The 21,488-nt window shown below is 60.3% G+C and carries 5 protein-coding genes; 2 read left to right on the top strand and 3 right to left on the bottom strand.

What is annotated here, in order from left to right; genetic code table 11:
• The first annotated feature begins 229 nt into the window (after positions 1-229).
• Positions 230-16,702 carry an autotransporter-associated beta strand repeat-containing protein gene (locus HNQ65_RS25800; RefSeq protein ID WP_221306303.1) on the top strand — a complete coding sequence of 5,491 codons (16,473 nt, stop codon included), beginning with the start codon at positions 230-232 and terminating at the stop codon, positions 16,700-16,702.
• Positions 16,703-16,724: 22 nt separating this feature from the next.
• Here the strand turns inward: HNQ65_RS25800 and HNQ65_RS25805 are convergent, their stop codons facing one another.
• The 3 genes from HNQ65_RS25805 to HNQ65_RS25815 form a co-directional block, all read right to left on the bottom strand.
• Entirely contained in the window at positions 16,725-17,699 is a 975-nt protein-coding gene (locus tag HNQ65_RS25805) for a magnesium transporter CorA family protein (RefSeq protein WP_184344630.1), read from the bottom strand.
• 85 nt (positions 17,700-17,784) lie between these two features.
• On the bottom strand, positions 17,785-18,129 hold the full coding sequence (locus tag HNQ65_RS25810) for a rhodanese-like domain-containing protein (protein ID WP_184344632.1): 345 nt from the start codon (positions 18,127-18,129) through the stop codon (positions 17,785-17,787).
• Positions 18,130-18,138: 9 nt separating this feature from the next.
• The gene (locus HNQ65_RS25815; RefSeq protein ID WP_221306304.1) at positions 18,139-18,756 is read right to left on the bottom strand and encodes a L,D-transpeptidase family protein; all 618 of its coding nucleotides are present in this window, start codon (positions 18,754-18,756) and stop codon (positions 18,139-18,141) included.
• 174 nt (positions 18,757-18,930) lie between these two features.
• Between HNQ65_RS25815 and HNQ65_RS25820 the strand changes: the two genes are divergently transcribed.
• Entirely contained in the window at positions 18,931-21,354 is a 2,424-nt protein-coding gene (locus tag HNQ65_RS25820) for a beta-propeller fold lactonase family protein (protein WP_184344634.1), read from the top strand.
• Positions 21,355-21,488: the final 134 nt, after the last annotated feature.

The raw sequence follows: 21,488 nt of genomic DNA on the forward strand, positions 1-21,488 counted from the left end.
GTGATGAAGCTGACAGCTGGAAAAAAGAAGAGCTGAAGACATGCCAGCAATCGGGAGTCAAGATTATCGCAAGATAATAAACTATTATATATAAGATATATATCTAAAAATATAGATGAATAATTTTAGAAATTTAAAACACATCATGATGATGCACTCTGCATTCGACTGCGGTAAAGCCAAGAAAGACGTCTTATTCCAGCGGTTCAGGAAACAGATGGCTTTTCTGATGATGGCTTTGACCGGCTTTTGGCAGGTGGCACCGACACTGCATGCTGCGACTTTGACCTGGGACACAGTGGCGGGGGATGGAGGGACCATCACGAGTGGTTCAGGAACTTGGACCACTGGCCTGGGGAACTGGAACACCGGGAGCGGTGACACGACCTGGAACAGCGCGACGCCTGATTCTGCGATTTTTAGCGGGGGGGCGTCGATTATTGGATTCGGAGGGCCGGTGACGGTCGGCAACATTCTTTTTAACGCCACGACTACCCTGGCTGGTGGAGGAACTCTGACGCTGTCGAATTCCACGCTCACGACCAATGCTGATTCGACGATTAGCGGCGTGCTGGCGGGAAACACCGGTCTGATCAAGAATGGCAATGGTGTGCTGACGCTCTCAGGGGTGAACACCTACACGGGGGTGACAGCGGTGACAGCGGGCACGCTGAATGTGCTTTCTCTGGCCGACGGGGGAGTCAACAGCGCGATCGGGGCCGCGAGCAACGCTGCGGAGAATCTCGTGATGGACAATGGCACGCTGAAATATTCTCCTGGGGCGGCGGCTCCCGTCAGCACGGACCGGCTTTTCAGCGTGGGCACCGGCGGCGCCACGATTGATGCTTCGAGTGGATTTAGCGTCAGCTTCACGAACACGGGAAATCTGGGCTTCAACGGGCAGAGCGGGGCACGCACGCTGACGCTGACTGGAAGCAACACTGGCGGCAATTCACTGGCAGCAGTGATCGGTGACAACGGGGGGGGCACTGCTCTGACCAAGGCGTCCACAGGCAACTGGAGCCTCTCGGGAAACAACACCTACACAGGTGTGACGAGCATCATGGGGGGGACGCTGAGTGTGTCCACACTGGCCAATGGCGGGCAGAGCAGCAATCTTGGTGCCGCGACGAACGACGCTGCGAACCTAATTCTCAATTCGACGCTGCAATACACGGGGACAGGCTCCAGCACCGACCGGCTATTTACCCTGGGCGGTTTGCAGCCAACGTTGGACGCTTCCGGAACGGGAGCCGTGAACTTTACCAACACCGGCAGTGTCGGTTTTTTATCGGCGGGCCCGCACACCCTAACGCTCAAGGGCACAAGCTCAGACGGCAATACGCTTTCCGCCGCGATCGTTGACAACGGAGGAGCCACTGCGATTACAAAGTCTGGAACTGGCAACTGGGTGCTGACGGGAGCGAACAGCTACACTGGCACTACGACCATCAGCGGTGGTGTGCTGCAGGTGGGGAATGGAGGCACCTCTGGAGCTCTGGGGACCGGCGCAGTGACCAACAATGCGAGCCTGGTCGTGAACCGCTCTGACAACCTGACGATAAGCAATGCGATCAGCGGCACGGGCAGCTTTACGCAGGCTGGCACGGGCACCACGACTCTGAGTGGTTCGACGAGTTATGCGGGTGCGACTTTAATCAACGCCGGAAAACTGCAGGCAGGGGCGGCATTTGTTTTTGCCGTCAATTCATCGGTCTCCGTTGCCGCAGGGGCTGTGCTTGAACTCAATGGTTTTAGCAACGCCATAGGCAGCCTTTCCGGGGCAGGCACGGTGCAGAATGGCACGGCCACGACAGCCACCTTCACGCTGGGAGGCATCCCAAGCACGACTTTTGACGGGCTGATTCAGAATGGTGGCAGCGCGCCCCTGGCGCTCAGCAAGAACGGAACAGGCACGCAGGTGCTGACAGGGGCCAATACGTACACGGGCGGCACGATTGTGAACAATGGCGTGCTGAGCGTGTCCTCACTGGCGAACGGCGGTGTGGCGAGCAACATCGGCGCATCTTCGAGCGGGGCCAACAGCCTGGCGCTCAACGGGGGAACGCTGAGCTACACGGGAGCAGGAAACTCCACCGACCGGCTGTTCTCAGTGACCACATCCAACGGCACGCTGGATTCTTCCGGCAGCGGTGCTGTCAATTTCACGAACGCTGGGAGCATGGGGTTTGCCGGCACAAGCGGGACACGCACGCTGACTCTGACCGGAAGCAACACAGGCAATAATACGATCGCGGCGGTGATCAGTGACAACGGGGGAGCGACTTCGCTGACTAAATCCGGCCAGGGCACCTGGGTGCTGACCGGGGCCAACAGCTACACGGGGACGACGACCATCAGCGGCGGTGTGCTGCAGATTGGCAGCGGCGGCACCACCGGCACGCTGGGAACTGCAGCAGTCACTGACAATAGCAATCTAACGTTCAATCGTTCGAACGTCCTGACGGCAGCGAACACCATCAGCGGCGTCGGTGGAGTGACCCAGGCCGGGACTGGCACCACCACACTGAGCGGCACCAACAGCTACACGGGGGCGACGACGATCACCGGAGGTGTGCTCGTAGTGAGCACTCTGGCCAACGGAGGGAGCAGCAGCAACATCGGAGCATCGGACAATTCCGCCGCCAACCTGGTGCTGAATGGCGGCACGCTGAGGTACTCCACAGGCGCGGCCTCAGCAGTGAGCACTGACCGCCTCTTCAGCGTGGGGACCAGTGGAGGCACGCTTGATGCCTCAGGTGGTTTTGCCATCAACTTTACCAACACAGGCGCCATGGGATTCAATGGGCAGAGCGGAGCGCGAACGCTGACGCTGACAGGCAACAATGCGAATGATAACACACTGGCGGCGGTGATCGGAGACAACGGCGGCGCGACGTCCGTCACGAAGGCGGGCGGCGGGATCTGGGTGCTGAGCGGAGCAAACACGTACACTGGCGTCACAACGGTGAGCGGCACCGCAGTGCTGAAGGTCAGTTCCCTGGCCAATGGAGGAGTGGCGAGCAGCATCGGGGCGTCGTCCAATGCGGCGAGCAATCTGGTGCTCAATGGTGGTACGCTCACCTACACGGGTGCTGCAGTGAGCACGGACCGTCTGTTCAGCCTGGGCACCTCGGGCATCACCTTGAATGTTTTTGGGACTGGCGGGGTGAACTTTACCAACACGGGGGCCATGGGATTCAACGGGCAGTCGGGAGCGCGTACGCTGACGCTGGCGAATTCGAACGGGGGGGCAAGCACCATTGCTGCAATCATCGGTGACAATGGCGGTGCGACTTCGGTCACGCATACCTCCGCCGCAAGCACCTGGGCCCTGACGGGAGCGAACACGTACACAGGTGCGACGACGGTGAATGGCGGCGTGATCAATGTGACCAGCCTGGCCAATGGTGGTAGTGCGAGCGGCATCGGGGCCGCAAGCAATGCGGCAACCAATCTGGTGCTTAGCGGGGGCACGCTGCAATACACGGGCGCTGGATCGAGCACGGACCGGTTGTTCAGCGTGGGGACCAGCGGCGGGACTGTGGACTCCTCAGGAACGGGAGCGGTGAATTTTACGAACAGCGGCGGCATGGGCTTCAACAGCCAGACGGGGACGCGAACTCTGACACTGACAGGAACGAACACGGGAGCCAACACGATCGGCGCAGTGATCGGAGACAACGGTGCTGCGACGGCATTGGTGAAAAGTGGTGCAGGCACCTGGGTGCTGACCGGAGCCAACAGCTACACGGGCACGACGACGATCAACGCGGGATCTCTGCAAGCGGGCGGCGGAGGCACCAGCGGCAACCTAGGGACCGGAGCGGTGACGAATAATGGCAACCTGACTTTCAACCGCTCGGATGCCATCACCGTTGCCAATGTCATCAGTGGGACAGGCTCGGTCACTCAGGCGGGCGCGGGCACCACGACGATGAGCGGGGCCAATTCCTACAGCGGAGCGACGATCATCAATGCAGGGGTGATGAATGTCACATCTCTCGCCAATGGCGGGAGCAACAGCAACCTGGGCGCATCCTCAAGCGCTGCGACCAATCTGGTGCTCAATGGCGGCACCCTGCAATACAGCGGTGCTGGAAGCGCTGCGACGGACCGGTTGATCAGTGTGTCGACCAGCGGAGGGGGGCTGGATGCCTCCGGCGGAGGCGCGGTCAATTTCAGCAACACCGGCAGCATTGGCTTCAACAGTCAGAGCGGCGCACGCACATTGACTCTCACTGGAACCAACACCGGCAGCAACACGCTGGCCGCCGCGATTGCAGACAATGGAGGGGCGACTGCCCTGACGAAGAGCGGGACCGGAAGCTGGACCCTGTCTGGATCCAACAGCTACACGGGAGTGACGACGATCAACGGAGGTGTGCTCAGTGTGACGACACTCGCCAACGGCGGGACCAGCAGCAACATTGGTGCGTCAACGAATGCAGCGAGCAATCTGGTGCTGAACGGCGGGACATTGCAGTACAACAGCACTGCGACCACCAATACGGACCGCCTCTTCAGCGTGGGGACCGCCGGAGGGACAATCAGTGTGCCTGTGGTTGGAACACTCAATCTAACGAACACTGGCAACATCGGATTCAACGGTCAGAGCGGTGCGCGCACGGTGACGTTTGCATTCAGCGACAGCCCATCGAACGCCGGCAACATAGTTCTTTCCAGCGCGATTACTGACAACGGGGGGGCGACTTCTCTCCTGAAAGCGAACTCATTTGGCATCTTGCGGCTAGCCAGCAACAATAACACTTATACAGGAACCACGACAATCAATGGAGGCAGTGTCTCGATTGGTGCGCTCGGCGGCAGCACGGGCAGCATCGGCAGCGGGAACATCATCATCAATGGCAGTGGAACTCTTGCCGTGTCGCGCAGCGGGACGGTGAATCTGAGCCAGACGATCAGTGGTACGGGGGGAGTCATTCTCAACGGGAGCGCAGCGCTGACCATGAGCGGTACGAATACTTATACCGGCTTTACCAATATCCTGGGGAGTGGAGGTGTGCTGACAGTGAGTGACATTGGCAACGGGGGTGTTCCCAGTGGAATCGGGGCTTCTAGTTCTGCGGCGAGCAATTTGTTGATCACGACCTTGAGCACCTTGCGGTACGTTGGTGCGGGCGCTTCGACAGACCGTCTGTTTTCGGTTTCCGGGGGTGCAAGCGGGGTGGGCACCATCGATGCTTCGGGCACCGGGCCGCTGGTGTTTACCAACACGGGGGCCATGGGGTTCGCCTCTTCAACCGGAACGAGAACGCTGATCTTGAGCGGTACCAATACGCAGAACAACACGATGACGCCGGTGATCGGGGATAACTCGGGGGCGACAGCGCTGACCAAGTCTGGAGCGGGGACATGGGTGGTGGCAGGGGCCAACAGCTACACGGGAGTGACGACTGTGTCCGGCGGTGTGCTCAGTGTTGCCAGCCTGGCGAATGGCGGGAGCAACAGCAACCTCGGTGCATCGACCAATGCCGCGACCAATGTGGTGCTGAATGGCGGTACGCTGCAATACACGGGGGCTGCGGTGAGCACGGACCGGTTGTTCAGCGTGGGGACGAGCGGGGGAACACTGGATGCCTCGGGTACAGGGGCGGTGAATTTTACCAATACGGGAAGCCTAGGATTTAACAGCCAGACGGGGACGCGCACGCTGACACTGACGGGGACGAATACAGGGGCCAACACGCTGGCCGCGGTGATCGGTGATAACAGTGGAGCCACCGCATTGACGAAGTCGGGAGCCGGCACATGGGTGCTGACCGGGGCGAATAGCTACAGCGGTGTGACGACGGTGAGCGGCGGTGTGTTGCAGGTCGGGAATGGCGGGACCAGCGGGACGCTGGGCAGCGGGAGCGTGACTGACAATGCCAGCCTGGCATTCAACCGTTCTGATGCCGTGACTGTGTCCAATGTCATCAGCGGCACGGGCTCTGTGGTGCAGGCCGGCGCGGGTACGACAACGCTGAGCGGTGCCAATTCCTATTCTGGAGCGACGGTCATCAATGCAGGCATTCTGAATGTCACATCCCTTGCGAATGGCGGGAGCAACAGCAACATTGGGGCTTCATCAAGCGCAGCGAGCAATCTGGTGATCAATGGGGGAACATTTGCCTATGCGGGAGCCGCGGCGAGTACAGACAGGCTCTTTAGCGTAGGCACGGCCGGGGCCACTCTGACTGTGCTTGGCAGCGGCGGTGTTACCTTCACGAATACCGGGAGCATAGACTTCAATGGTCAGACAGGGGCACGCACTCTCACGCTGGCGAATGCAAGCGCCGGCACCAGCACGATAGCAGCAGTCATCGGTGACAATGGCGGCCCAACATCAGTGACGAAGATCAATGCTGGCATCTGGGCTCTGACGGGTGCGAACACTTACACTGGAGCTACTACGATCAACGGAACCAGTTCCACCATACTAAGCGTGACCAGCCTGGCGAACGGGGGGAGCGCCAGCAATATTGGCGCGTCGAGCAACGCAGCGACCAATCTTGTGCTTAACGGCGGCACGCTCCGATATACCGGAACCGGAGCAAGCACTGACAGGCTTTTCAGTGTGGGAACAAGCGGAGGTATTTTGGATGCCTCTGGCACTGTTGCTGAACTGAAATTTACCAATACAGGAAGCATGGGATTCAACGGTCAGACGGGTGCACGCACGCTTATGCTGATCGGTACATATCTTGGGTTTAACACTGTGGCGGCTGTTATTGGGGACAATGGCGGAGCCACCTCGGTGACGAAGGCCGGTACTGGAAAATGGGTGCTGACTGGCAACAATACATATTCCGGCACCACAACCATCAGCGGGGGAGTGCTCCAAATCGGGTACCTCACCGCAAGCGGCACGGTGGGAACAGGGAATATCGTGAACAACGGCATTTTGGTGCTGTATCGGACAGATGCCTTCACGTTGTCGAATGTCATCAGCGGGACCGGATCAGTTTCGCATGCACAGGGCGCCGCGACTCTTGCCGGGCTGAATACTTACACAGGGACCACTGCTGTTGCAGCAGGCACCGTTATTGTGGACACGCTTGCCGATGGCGGGAGTGCCAGCAACATCGGGGCCTCCACCAACGCGGCCAACAATCTTCAACTCACCGGGGGTACGTTCAAATACACAGGGGCAGGAGTCAGCACGGATCGTCTTTTCACGATCGGAGTAACGGCAACGATTGATGCCTCCGGCACCGGGGCTTTAAACTTTACGAACACGGGGATCATGGGGAGGATGTTAACTGGAACACGGACGCTGACCCTGACCGGCACCAATACAGGCAGTAACACGATTGCCGCAGTCATCAGCGACAACACAGGGGCCACTTCATTAGTGAAGACCGGCACAGGAACCTGGGTGCTTTCTGGATTAAACACCTACACGGGTGTCAGCACTGTCAGCGGAGGCGTGCTGTCAGTCTCGAGCCTGGCAGATGGTGGTTCTGCAAGCAACATCGGAGGGGCGACTAATGCGGCCACGAATCTTGTGCTGAATGGCGGCACTCTGCGGTATACAGGAGCAGCCGGAACTACGGATCATCTCTTCAGTGTGGGAACGGGCGGGGGGACGCTGGATTCTTCGGGGACGGAGGGCATTACTTTCTCCAACTCAGGCAGCATGGGGTTCAATGGCCAGACCGGGGCGAGAACGCTGACGCTCACTGGAACTGGCGCTTTTGCGACCAATCAGATTGCCGTGGGAATCGGAGATAACGGGGGTGCGACTTCGGTGGTCAAAAATGGAAGCGGCACATGGTCGATAACGGGGACGAACAGCTACACCGGCACCACCACGATCAACGCCGGGACTTTGATTGTTGGGGCCAATGGAATCCTCGGCAATTTGGGAACAGGCAACATCATCAACAACGGGCAACTGATGGTCATGCGTTCGAACGCCTTGACGATGGCTCAGAGCATCAGCGGCAGCGGCAATCTTATCCAAGCGGCTGCAAACACGCTGACGCTGAGCGGAACCAACACCTACACCGGAGTCACGATGATCGGCGGCGGGGGCACGCTGAGCATTTCCAGCCTGGGCAACGGGGGCAGTGCGAGCGGGATTGGCGCCGCAACGAATGCTGCGGGCAACATCGAGTTTTCCAGTGTCAATGCGACACTCAAATACACGGGAGCGGCCACCAGCACGGACCGGCTTTTCAGCATTGATGCCGGGGCGGGAGCGGTGATTGATGCGTCTGGCACGGGGGCGATTAATTTCACCAACACCGGTGCCATGGGGCTGACACCTGGCGGCGCCAGTGCGCGCAGCCTGACACTGACAGGATCGAACACCGGCAACAACACGCTTGCCGCTGCGATTGGTGAAAGCGGGGTCACGACTTCAGTCAGCAAGACTGGCAACGGCACGTGGCTGCTGACAGGTGCAAACACCTACACCGGGGCGACGACGATCAGTGGAGGGAAACTGGTGGTCTCAAGCCTGGCTGATGGTGGAAGTGCCAGCAGCATTGGGGCTGCCAGCAATGCGGCGGGCAATCTGGTGCTCAATTCAGCCACACTGCAGTACACCGGCAGCGGTGGGAGCACGAACCGACTTTTCAGCATTGGCACAGGCAGCGGGACGCTGGATGCCTCCGGCACCGGGGCCGTGAATTTTACCAATACAGGAGCCATGGGGTTTAACGGACAGAGCGGAACACGAGGGCTGTCACTTGCCGGCACAGGCACGGGGTCGCTGGCTGCCGCAATTGGTGACAATGGTGGAGCCACTATCGTTCTTCTGACAGGTTCTCCCACCTGGACACTCAGCGGCGCCAGCACTTACACTGGTGGAACGCGGGTGTTTGGCGGCGTGCTCATTGTCTCCACACTGGCCGATGGCGGCCTGGCCAGCCCATTGGGCGCATCCAGCAATGCTGCGACCAATTTGTGGCTAAGCGGGGGAACACTGAGATACCTTGGGGCTGCTGTCAGCACGGACCGGTTGTTCACGCTGGGAGCCTTGAACAGCGCCTTAGACGCTTCAGGCACGGGAGCTGTGAAATTTACCAACACGGGCAGTCTGGATCTGAATGGAACGGGTGGTCGAATGCTCACGCTCACTGGCACCAACACCGACGACAATACACTGGCTGCGGGCATTGGTGATAATGGTGGGGCTACGATCCTGACCAAGTCTGGTGCAGGCAAGTGGGTGATCACGGGAGCCAACACCTATACGGGAGCCACCAATATCAACGCCGGCATATTGCAGGTGGGGGATGGAGGAACTACGGGCACGCTGGGGAGCGGGACGGTGAACAACTCTGCAGCGCTCGTCATCAACCGCTCGGATGCGGTCACGATTGCCAACGCCATCAGCGGTACTGGAACGTTTACGCAGGCAGGTGCAGGAACAACCACATTCAGCACCGGCACCAAAAGCTATACGGGAGCCACTTTTGTGAATGCGGGCAAGCTGCAGGCGGGAGGAACGAATGCCTTTAGCACGGGCTCGGCAGTGACGGTGGCGAGCGGGGCGGTGCTGGAGGTGAATGGCTTCAATGTTGTTGTCGGCGGACTGTCAGGAGCGGGGACGGTGCAGAATGGGACGGCCACCGGAGCGACCCTGAATATTGGTGGCTCTGCCAACGCTTCGTTTGACGGGCTCATTCAAAATGGCGGCAGCGGGTTCATGTCCGTCAACAAGGGGGGGCTGGGAGGCACGCTGACGCTGACGGGCAGCAATACCTACACGGGAGGAACTGTGGTCAGCGCTGGAACGCTGAGCGTCTCCACCCTGGCGAATGGCGGCGTGGCGAGCAACATTGGGGCGTCCAGCAATGCGGCTTTCAACCTGCTTCTCAATGGTGGCACGCTCAGCTATACGGGAGCTGCCGTTTCTACTGACCGGTTGTTTTCCGTGACGACTGCGAATGGCACGCTGGATGCCTCGGGTACGGGAGCGGTGAATTTTACCAACACCGGAAGCATGGCCTTTAACAGCCAGACGGGGGCGCGCGTGCTGACGCTGACTGGAACAAATACCGGAGCGAATACGATCGCCGCAGTGATCGGCGACAACGGTGGGGCGACGGCGCTTTTGAAAACAGGAACGGGCAAATGGGTGCTGACTGGAAACAGCAGCTACACGGGGGTCACGACCATCTCGGGCGGGGTGCTGGCTGTTTCTAGTCTGGCGAACGGGGGCTCCAGCAGCAGCCTGGGCGCGGCCACGAGCCTGGCCAGCAATCTGGTGATCGGCGGCGCTACTTTGCAATATCTGGGGGCGGCAGCCAGCACGGACCGGCTCTTCAGCGTGGGGAGCAGCGGCGGTACGCTGGATGCTTCTGGCACCGGTGCGGTGAATTTTACCAACACCGGAAGCATGGGATTTAATGGTGTGACAGGAACCCGTACGCTGACACTCACGGGAACGAACACGGACAGCAACACGATCAACGCGATCATTGGTGACAACGGTGGTGCTACTACGGTGGTGAAATCTGGTGTGGGAACGTGGGTGCTGAATGGAGCGAACACCTACACCGGAAGCACCACGATCAACACCGGGGTGCTGCAAATCGGCAGCGGAGGCACCACAGGCACACTGGGGACTGGTGCCGTAACAAACAACGGCAACCTGACGATCAACCGTTCGGATGCCACCACGATCAGCAACACCATCAGCGGCAGCGGCTCCCTGATACAGGCAGGCAGTGGCACGACGACGCTCAGCGGCAGCAATTCCTACGCAGGGGCGACGACGGTCACCGCAGGTGTCCTCAAGGTTTCCACGCTGGCCAATGGCGGCAGCAACAGCAACATTGGCTCCTCCAACAATGCGGCCAGCAATGTGGTGCTGAATGGAGGTGCGCTGCAATATACCGGAGCGGCCGTGAGCACGAATCGTCTTTTCAGTGTGGGAACGAGCGGCGGCACGCTGGATGCCTCTGGCACTGGTGCGGTGAATTTCACGAACACGGGAAGCGTGGGGTTCAATGGCCAGAGTGGTGCGCGCACTTTGACTCTCACGGGGAGCAACACGGGCAGCAATACTCTGGCTGCGGTGATCGGTGACAGTGGGGGGGCTACATCGCTGACGAAGTCCGGTGCAGGCACCTGGGTGCTGACGGGAACGAATACTTACACGGGCACGACGACCATCAGCTCAGGGGTGCTGCAGGTGGGGAATGGTGGCACGAGCGGCTCTCTGGGCAGCGGTGCGGTGACCAATAATGCAAGCCTGGTCTTTAATCGGTCGGACGCGATTACCGTGGCCAACGTCATCGGTGGCAGCGGGTCTTTGACTCAGGCGGGCTCTGGAACCATGACGGTGAGCGGGGCTAACACCTACACGGGAAGCACCATCATCAACGCCGGAGTGCTGAGTGTGGCATCCATTGCAAACGGTGGCACCAGCAGCAATCTGGGAGCCTCCAGCAGTGCGGCGAGCAACCTCGTGATCAATGGCGGCACGCTGAAGTATACGGGGGCTGCGGCCACGACGGATCGTTTATTCAGCGTGGGGACGAGTGGCGGTACGGTGGATGCGTCCGGGACTGGGGCGGTGAATTTTACGAATGCCGGAAGCATGGGCTTTAACGGGCAGAGCGGAGCGCGCACGGTGACGCTCACGGGCACGAACACTGGCAGCAACACGATCGCTGCAGGCATAGGTGACAACGGAGGGGCGACCGCGCTGGTGAAATCGGGCACGGGAACCTGGGTGCTGATGGGAGCCAATACTTATACCGGCAGCACCACCATCAATGCCGGGGTGCTGCAGGTAGGCAACGGCAGCACCACGGGCACCTTGGGCAGCGGGGCGGTGATCAACAATGCTCAACTGACCGCCAACCGTTCCGACGCCATCACCATCAACAATACGATAAGTGGCGGCGGTTCGTTTACCCAGGCGGGGACAGGGACCACGAGGCTGAGCGGCAGCAACTCCTACACTGGAGTGACGACGATCACCTCTGGAGTGATGAATGTGACGAGCCTGGCGAACGGCGGGAGCAGCAGCAACATTGGTGCGTCAAGCAATGCGGCCACGAACCTGGTGATCAATGGAGGGACGCTGCAATACACGGGGAGCAGCAATGTGAGCACGGACCGGCTTTTCAGTGTCGGGCTGGGCAGCGCGGTCATTGATGTGTCCGGAACGGGCACGGTGAATTTTACGAACACCGGAAGCATGGGTTTCAATGGGGAAAGCGGCGCGCGCACGCTGACTCTCACTGGGACGAACACGTCCGGGCAGAACATCATCGCCGCCGCCATCGGCGATTTTGGCGGGGCTACTTCCGTGACTATCGACGGCGCGGCTACATGGGTGCTCACGGGAGCCAACACCTATACAGGAGCCACGACCTTGAGCGCAGGTGTATTGCAGATCGGAGGCAACAGCCTGGCTTCCGCCATCATCGTGGGAGCGAACGCCACCCTTGAGATCAATGGAGTGAATGCCAGCATAGGCTCCCTGGCCGGATCTGGAACTGTGCAGAACAATTCGGTGACTGCGGCGACGCTGACCCTGGGCGGAAACGATCTCAACACGACCTTCAGCGGTGTCATCAAAGATGGTGGTGCAGGTGCGCTGTCGCTGGTCAAAACGGGTGCGGGGACCTTTACGCTCACAGGAGCCAACACCTACAACGGAACGACGACGATCAGCGCGGGCGAACTGCAGGTGGGATCTGGCGGCACGACAGGAACGCTCGGCAGCGGGGCGGTGACGAACCATGCGCAACTGACGATCAACCGTTCGAACGCCATCACGCTGGCCAATGTGATTGGTGGAAGCGGGTCGCTCACGCAGGCGGGTGCCGGCACCACGACGCTGACGGGAAGCAACAGCTACAGCGGCAGCACGACCATCAGTGGTGGAGTGCTGAGTGTGGCCCTACTGGCGAACGGGGGGGCAAGCAGCAACATTGGAGCCTCTAGCAATGTGGCGAGCAATCTGGTGCTCAATGGCGGCACGCTGCAATACACGGGTGCGGATGTGAGCACGGACCGCTTGTTCAGCGTGGGAACGAATGGAGGCACGGTGGACGCATCTGGCACAGGTGCCGTGAATTTTACGAACACGGGCGGCCTGGGATTCAACGGGCAGATCGGCATCCGTACGCTGACCCTCACGGGGACGAACAGCGGAGGCAACACGCTGGCTGCAGTGATTGGCGACAATGGTGGAGCGACATCGGTGACAAAATCTGGGACGGGTACCTGGATCCTGACCGGTGCGAACAGCTACAGTGGCACCACGACGATCAATGGTGGTGTGCTGCAAGCGGGCAGCGGCGGCACTTCCGGTGCACTGGGAAGCGGAGCTGTGATCAACAATGCCGCGCTCGTGATCAACCGCTCAGATTCCATCACGGTGGCGAACGACATGAGCGGAAGCGGTTCGCTGACGCACGCAGGCATCGGGACGACGACGCTGACTGGAACGAACAGCTACAGCGGCAGCACGACGATCAGTGGTGGTGTATTGAGCGTGTCTGTGCTGGCCGATGGTGGCAGCAGCAGCAATCTGGGAGCCTCCAGCAATGCAGCGACGAATCTGGTGCTCAATGGAGGAACCCTGCAATACACAGGCGCGGATGTGAGTACGGACCGCTTGTTTAGCGTGGGGAGCAATGGTGGCACCGTGGATGCCTCTGGTACGGGAGCGGTGAATTTTACCAATACCGGCAGCCTTGGCTTCAATGGCCAGAGCGGTGTGCGGACACTGACCCTGACGGGAGCCAACACGGGCAGCAACACGCTGGCGGCGGTGATGGGTGACAGCGGAGGAGCCACGACGCTGCTGAAATCTGGTGCAGGAACGTGGGTGATCACCGGAAACAACACCTACACGGGGACGACGACGATCAGCGCCGGGGAGCTGCAGGTCGGCGGTGGTGGAACAACGGGAGCGCTGGGGACAGGTGGTGTGATCAACCACGGCAGCCTGGTGCTGAACCGATCTGACGCCATGACAGTGGCCAATGATATCAGCGGGAGCGGGGGGCTCACTCAAACAGGAGCTGGTACCACGACGCTGAGCGGGACCAGCAGCTACACTGGCGGCACGACAATCAATGGTGGCGTACTGAGTGTGGCCGTCCTTGCCAACGGTGGTGAGAGCAGCAACATCGGAGCTTCAGGCAATGCGGCGACGAATCTGGTGCTCAATGGCGGCAGCCTGCAATACACGGGCGCGGATGTGAGCACAGATCGACTGTTTAGCGTGGGAGTAAATGGAGCCACAGTGGATGCATCAGGCACTGGCGCGGTGAATTTCACCAATACGGGCAGCCTGGGCTTCAATGGGCAGAGCGGCGCACGCACATTGACACTCAGTGGAAGCAATACGGGCAGCAACATGCTTGCCGCAGTGATCGGCGACAACGGCGGGGCGACGTCGCTGACGAAATCCGGGGCTGGCACCTGGGTGCTGAGCGGTGCAAACACCTATACTGGCAGCACTTCAGTCAGTGCAGGCACCTTGCAGATCGGCGATGGCGGCACGACGGGCTCCCTCTCCGCCAGCAGCGCGCTGAGCACTGATGGAACGCTGGCCTTTAATCGTTCAAACACGGTGACGCAGGGGACAGATTTTGCCAACGTGATCAGCGGCAGCGGTGCTGTGACGCAGGCGGGAAGCGGCACGCTGACCCTCAACGGCAGCAACACGTACGCAGGAGCAACGAATGTGAACGCAGGCACGCTGGAAGTGACCAGCAACAACGCGCTGGGCACCAATGCCACAGGCACTGCAGTGGGCAGCGGCGGAACGCTGCTGCTTAACAACGTGAACTACAGCACGGCGGAAGATCTCACGCTCAATGGCAGTGGGGTCGGTGGCGGCGGGGCGCTACGCAACAGCGGCACGAGCACCTATTCGGGGCAGATCACTGCTGCGACGGATGCGAGCATCAATGCCGGTGGCGGCATCCTGACCCTCACGGGAGGGCTGGTGAAAGACGGCACTGTATTGACCATCACAGGAGGTGGCACGGTGTACGTGAGCGGCACGGGCATCAGCGGGGCGAGTGCAAACTCGGATCTGGTGGTGGATGGCACAAATCTGGTGGTCAGCGCGGACAGCGACTACAACGGCCCGACCACGGTGAAGAACGGTGCGATGCTGGTGGCGAATGCTGCGGTGACGACGACGCAGTTTGACCTCAGCAGCAACAGCATGCTGGCGGGAACGGGAAGCATCACCACTGCGGTGGACCAGTCCATTTTCATGAATGGAACGATGACTGTGGGAAATCCGGCGGTGGCGCCTGTGGCAACGAGCTTTGCTCTCACAACGTCTGGCGCGGGTGCGGTGGTGATGGGCGCAGGCAGCGTGATCCAGCTGGATTTGTTTTCTGGAGCTGGCTTGGGCAACAACCTTGCAAACGCTGCGGCAGCAGATTCCATCAACCTGCATGGCAAGATCGACGCCACAGCGGGAGGCACGCTGGTCGTTGGCAACCCCACCAGCATGACGGGCTTTCGTGGCGGCGACCAATGGCAGTTGTTTCATCTCAACAGCGGCAGCGCCAATGCAGGCAGCTTTGTCTCGGAGCTGGCGCTGAATGACAGCAGCCTAAGACTGGCGAGCGGATTTACGAGCCACCTGGATCAGGGTACGGGCGTCTTTACCATCATTGATACCAATGGAGGTCTGGCGATTGCGAGCGCGGAAGGGCAGGCGCTGATCGGCGGTGGGAACACTGTGACCTCCGACCTGAACGGCCATCTTTTCAATCTTCGTGCCGGTGGTGGCGAAGAGGAGGAGAGTGACCCGAGTGCGGGCTCGATCGCCGCAGCTCTCGATGAAGGGGTGATTATGGGCGAGGGCGACGGAAATTCTGAGAAGAAGGAGTCTCCCATCGTCAAGCGTGTGCCACGCTCGCGTCAGTGGGAAGTGTTTGCCACGGTGAACTACGGCAATGTCAAACTCACGCCCATCCGTACACAAGCGGGTGTGCAGGTGGACTCGTGGGCTTCTGGAGCGGGCCTGGAGCGCCATTTCACGCGCGGACTGACGCTGGGCTTTGCCTTGTCCTTCCTGCAGAGCACGCAGGGGTTCACGGGCAATGCGGGGAGCCTGTACATGGAAGGACCGGCGCTCTCCAGCTATGTGTCGTATGTGCGCGGCGGATTCTGGAACAGCCTGCTGTACAGTTTTGGCACCTACCAGATGGACACTGTGCGCAATCCTGGAGCTCCATTCCCCACGGCGAACGGTTCAACGCGCGCTTATACGCATTCGGTGCAATACAATACGGGTTGGAACTTCCGCTTTCAGAACAAGACACTGGTCACCGGGCCGTTCGTCGGGGTGGACTATCTGCATGGCACGGTGGACGCATACAACGAAACCGGAGGAGGCCTGGCGGCGCTGCATTATGGCGCGCAGAGCTTCCAATCTCTGGTGAGCCGGATCGGCTGGTCGGTGTCGAAGAAACTGGAGACAAGCTTTGCCACGATCACACCACAGCTGCGACTGAGCTATGAGCGGCAGAACATCAAGAACAACAACGGCACCAGCGTGTCCTTGATCAACGTGCCGTTCTCCTCTTTTGCAGGCAACCAGAACCCCGGGCAGGATTACCTGGTGGCCGGACTGGGGGTGAGCCTAGCCTTCACCGATCGTTTCAGCCTGATGCTGTCTTATCAGGGGCAGTTCTTCAGGCATGATCTGCAGGCACACTTTGGAAGCATCCGTTTCAGCTACCAATTCTAGCGGCGGGTCGGCAGCGGCTGCGCTACAGCAGCCGCTTGCGCTTGAAGTAAACGATCGGCAGGATGGCGGAGAGGACGATCATGACCATGACGAGGGCGAAGGCCCAGCCGTTGTTGGCGGCGGGGAGGCCGACGTTCATGCCGTAGATGCTGGCGATGAGGGTGGGCGGCATGAAGAGCACGCTGGCCACGGTGAAGATCTTGATGATCTGGTTCTGCTGGATGTTGATGAGGCCGAGGGTGGACTCCAGCAGGAAGGTCATCTCCTGGGTCTGCTGGTTGGTGTAGTCGTCCATGCTCTTGATGTCGCGCATGACGCTGCGGAACTGGGCGGCGAGATCTCCGCGCATCCAGGTGGCGGCGTTGTTGAGGAAGTACTGCAGCATGCGGCTGATGCTGAGCAGGCTCTCGCGCACATTGGCGACGAGGGCGCTGCGGCGGCCGAGGAGCTTGACGACATCGCTGAGGTCTTTTTCCACGGCGGCGTGAGCTTTGTGGGGATCGAGGCGGAAGATGTCGCGGCAGATTTTTTTCATGTCGCCCTCGACCTGTTGAAGAGCATCGGCGATGCGAGCCACGATGAGTTCGAGCAAGAGGAGGAAGACGGCGTCGCTGGTGAGCGGCGAAGTGCACTGGCGCTTGGCCTGGTCTGCGAGGATGCGGAAGGAAAGCGGGTCGGCATAGCGGACTGTGGTGAGGCAGTCGGGCGCGATGACGAAGGAGATGGAGGTGTTGTCGGGGTCGGGGGTGTCGAGACCGACGGGCAGCCAGGCGGTCATGTAGAGAGTGCCCTTTTCAGTGTAGAGTCGGCTGGACTCCTCGATGTCCTGCATTTCCTCTCGTGTGGGCAGCTGGTATTCGAGCCACTTTTCAGCCTCGATTTCCTCGGCACGGCCGGGGTTCAGCAAATCCAGGAAGACGATATTATCCGGAAACGGATGTGTCTTTTCGTCATTCCAGTCGATGAGCTGTCCTTGCTGTGTGAGAAGTCGAACCATGCGTGAGTGCTAGCGGAAGGGTGGGGGATGCACAGGGTAGCCGCATGGCATGCATGTGCCAGAGCAAACTCGCCTGGAAAATGTGTCAGTACCGTGGCGTGGCGGGGTCCACCATGTCCGCCCAGGCGTCTATGCCGCCGCGCATGCTCTGAGTATGGACAAAGCCGTGCTGCCGCAGAAACTGGGTGGCGCGCAGGCTGCGCATGCCGTGGTGGCAGTAAATGATGATGTGCTCCTGCGTATCGGCAAAGACCTGCTGGGCCAGCTCTCCGAAACGAGAGAGAGGCACAAGCTGTGCGTCCGGCAGGCGGCAGATCTGCCACTCGCTCTCCTCACGGCAGTCGATGATTCGGCAGGTGCGCGGACCGGGACGCTCCATCAGGTAGCTGACGTCCGTGGGGCTGATCTCGAGCGGGGTCTCAGGCGTCATGGCAGTGCATCAGGGGCGCACGGTGACTGGCGTGCCGATGGAGACGTGATTGTAGAAAGTGGCCGCCATGTGGGGAGGCATGCGGACGCAGCCATGGGAGGCTGGATAGCCGGGCAGGAAGCCCTCGTGCATGCCGATGCCGCCGGTGAAGCGCATGAAGTGGTGCATTTTAGAACCCTCGAAGCGGGTGCCGGGCGGGGGCTTGTCCTTGGTCACGTCAATATTGGCCATGACAACATTGCCAGCCCCGTCCACGAAGTCGCCGTAGAGGTTGGACTTGTGCCACTGGTCCTTCTCAAAGATTTTGAATTTGCCGGTCTTGGTGGCGTGGCGCTCGTCGCCCGTGGAGAGGGCGGAGACACCAGCGAGGGTGCCACCTTTGTAAAAGTAGGCTTTTTGGTCGCTGAGGTCGATGATGATGTTGGGAGCGCCGCTCAGGCCGTCGCCATCCCAGTAGGAGTCCTGGTCGGCATTGTACATAGCCGAATGGGGAACACTTTGGGTCGGGAAGGCTTCCAGGTACTGCGTCTGACCGCGTGAGCCTCCTCCACTTTGGCAGGAAGCCAGGAGAGCAAGGATGGGGATAAGGGCTAGGCGTACGGTCTTGGAGATCACCAGTTGACTCATGCGTAGGAGGTTACGTTTGCAGGGGCGAAAAGGCCGGTACCATATGCCGCGATGCGGCGCGTCTGTCCAGCGTCAATCCATGCGGGAAGCAGGCTGAATCTCCGGCTGGAGGGCTGGGAGGTGGAGAAGCTGCATTGAAAAGCGAAAAAGGCCGGTTTCTGGCGTTTGTTGCCCATGCGCCGTTTTCTTTTGCTGCCGCTTGTTGCTGCCTCGTTGAGTCAAGCCGAAACGCCCTCCCAGCCGTCTGGCAGCGGGACGCTGTTCAATGGATGGAAGCTCTCCCCTGCGGGCAGCCATGTGGCGCTGCCTGGAGACATGCCGCTGAAGATGATCCTGTCTCCAGACGGCAAGGTGGCGGTGGCTGTGTGCGCCGGGTACAACAGCCCCGGGCTGGCGGTGCTGAGCGTGGCGGAGCAGAAGCAGACGCAGTTCATCCCCATCCCGCACATCTGGAACGGGCTGGCTTTTGATCGTGAGGGAAAGCGTCTGTTTGTGAGCGGCGGCAATTCCGGAGAAGTTCATGTGTTTAAGTATGAGGCGGGGGAGGTTTCCCCGCTGACCTCGGTGAAGGTGGCGAAGGAGGGCGCGCCCAAGTTTGTGGCCGGCATCTCGGTGCACCCGGAAGACGGCAGGCTGTATGTGTGCAACGAAGCCAACCATGAGCTGTGGGTGCTGAATGCGGAGACGCTGGCGGTGGAGCAGACGGTAGCCGTGGGGCTGCACCCGCATACATGCCACTTTGGCGCGGACAAGCGGCATGTTTATGTGAGCAACTGGGGCGCGCGCAGTGTGTCGATCGTGGATGCGACGCAGGGCAAAAAGCTGCGGGATCTCAGCGTGGGCGTGCGGCCGAATGACATGGCGCTGGCCGAGGACGGGCGGCTGTTTGTGGCCTGCGCGGGAGACAACACCGTGCATGTGATCCAGACGCGCACGCTGGAGAAGAAGGGCGAGGACGCCGACAGCTCCCGCCGGCTGTGGGACGGGACGCGGGAGATTATCTCGACTTCGCTCTATCCGCAGTCGCCGGAAGGCAGCACGCCGGATGCGCTGGCGGTTTCCCCGGATGGGAAGACGTTGTTTGTGGCGAATGCGGACAACAACTGCGTGATGGTGGTGAACATCGGTGAATCTGTCTCCGAGCCCGGCGAGAAGTATGCGGAAAAGATCAGCGCGGTGGAGGGCTTCATCCCTGTGGGATGGTACCCCACCTCGCTGGTGGTCAGCAGCGATGGCGGCACGCTTCTGGTGGGCAATGGCAAGGGCATCAGCGCGATGCCGGACCCGAGCAAGGATGGCGAGCTCAAAGCGGGGGAAAAGCAGAAGGCCATCCACCCAGGGCGCACTCTGGACGGCAGCGTGAGCTTCATCGCCAAGCCGGATGACAAGCAGATGACCGCCTACACGGCGCAGGTGAGGAAGAACTCGCCCTACAAGCCGGAGATGCTGCGCACGGCACAGAAGCCGAACGACTGCGTGATCCCTGCCAAGGTGGGAGAACCCTGCCCGATCAAGTATGTGCTGTACATCATCAAGGAAAACCGTACGTATGACCAGGTGCTGGGAGATATGAAGGACGCCAAGGGCAAGCCCATTGGCAACGGTGATCCGAGCATCACGCTCTACGGCGAGGACGTGACACCCAACCAGCACCAGCTCTCGCGCGATTACGTGCTGCTGGACAATCTGTACTGCAATGGAGAGGTGAGCGTGGACGGGCACAGCTGGTGCGACGCCGCGATGGCCACGGACTGGAATCAGCGCTCGTGGACGCAGAGCTACTCCTCCCGCAAGGACAAGCTGCCGGGGAATGACGAGCTCGAAACGCCGACGGCGGGCTACCTGTGGGACCAGTGCAAGCGCGCAGGCATCAGCTTCAAGACGTATGGCGAAGGCGCGCAGCGCGTGCCGAGTGTGAATCGCGGGAAGTGGAGTGAAACGCGGGACATGGAAAAGTGCCAGAACTGGATCAACGACCTGCACGAGGCGGAGAAGACGGGAGAGCTGCCACGCTTTACCATCATGGCGCTGGGGGAAAACCACACCAAGGGCACCACGCCCGGAGCGCATACGCCGGCGGCGTGCGTGGGCAGCAATGACCTGGCCTTTGGCAAAATCATCGAGGCTGCCACGAAGTCGAAGTTCTGGAAGCAGATGGCGATTTTTGTGATCGAGGATGATGCGCAGAACGGGCCTGATCATGTGGATGCTCACCGGACGATCGGCTCAGTCATCAGCCCCTGGGTGAAGCCGCGCAGCCTGGACCACACGCTGTACACCACGGCGAGCATGATCCGGACGATGGAGCTGATCCTGGGCCTGCCGCCGATGACGCAGTATGATGCCGGAGCGACGCCGATGTTCCGCTGCTTTACGGACGAGCCCGTGATGAGGGAATACAAGGCGAGGCAGCCTAAGGTGGACCTGCTGGCGAAGAATACTCCGGCATCACCGGGAGCGAAGGCCAGTGCGATGATGGACTTTGATGAGTACGATGAAGCGCCGGAGGATGAGCTGAACCGCATTCTTTGGACGGAAGCGAAAGGGCCGAATGTGCCATATCCTGCACCGATTCACCGGGTGCTGTTTACGGAGTAGAGCTTTAGTAGTCATCCACACTCAGGTCGGGCATGAGGAGGCTAGGCCGTGTTTGAAAACCCTCAAGAGCCATATCTGAGCCAGTCGATGACGGAGGCAAACTGAATGAGGGAGAGGAAGTGGCGAGCAAGCTT

The sequence above is a fragment of the Prosthecobacter vanneervenii genome, assembly GCF_014203095.1.
In the GTDB taxonomy this organism is placed as follows: Bacteria; Verrucomicrobiota; Verrucomicrobiia; order Verrucomicrobiales; family Verrucomicrobiaceae; genus Prosthecobacter; species Prosthecobacter vanneervenii.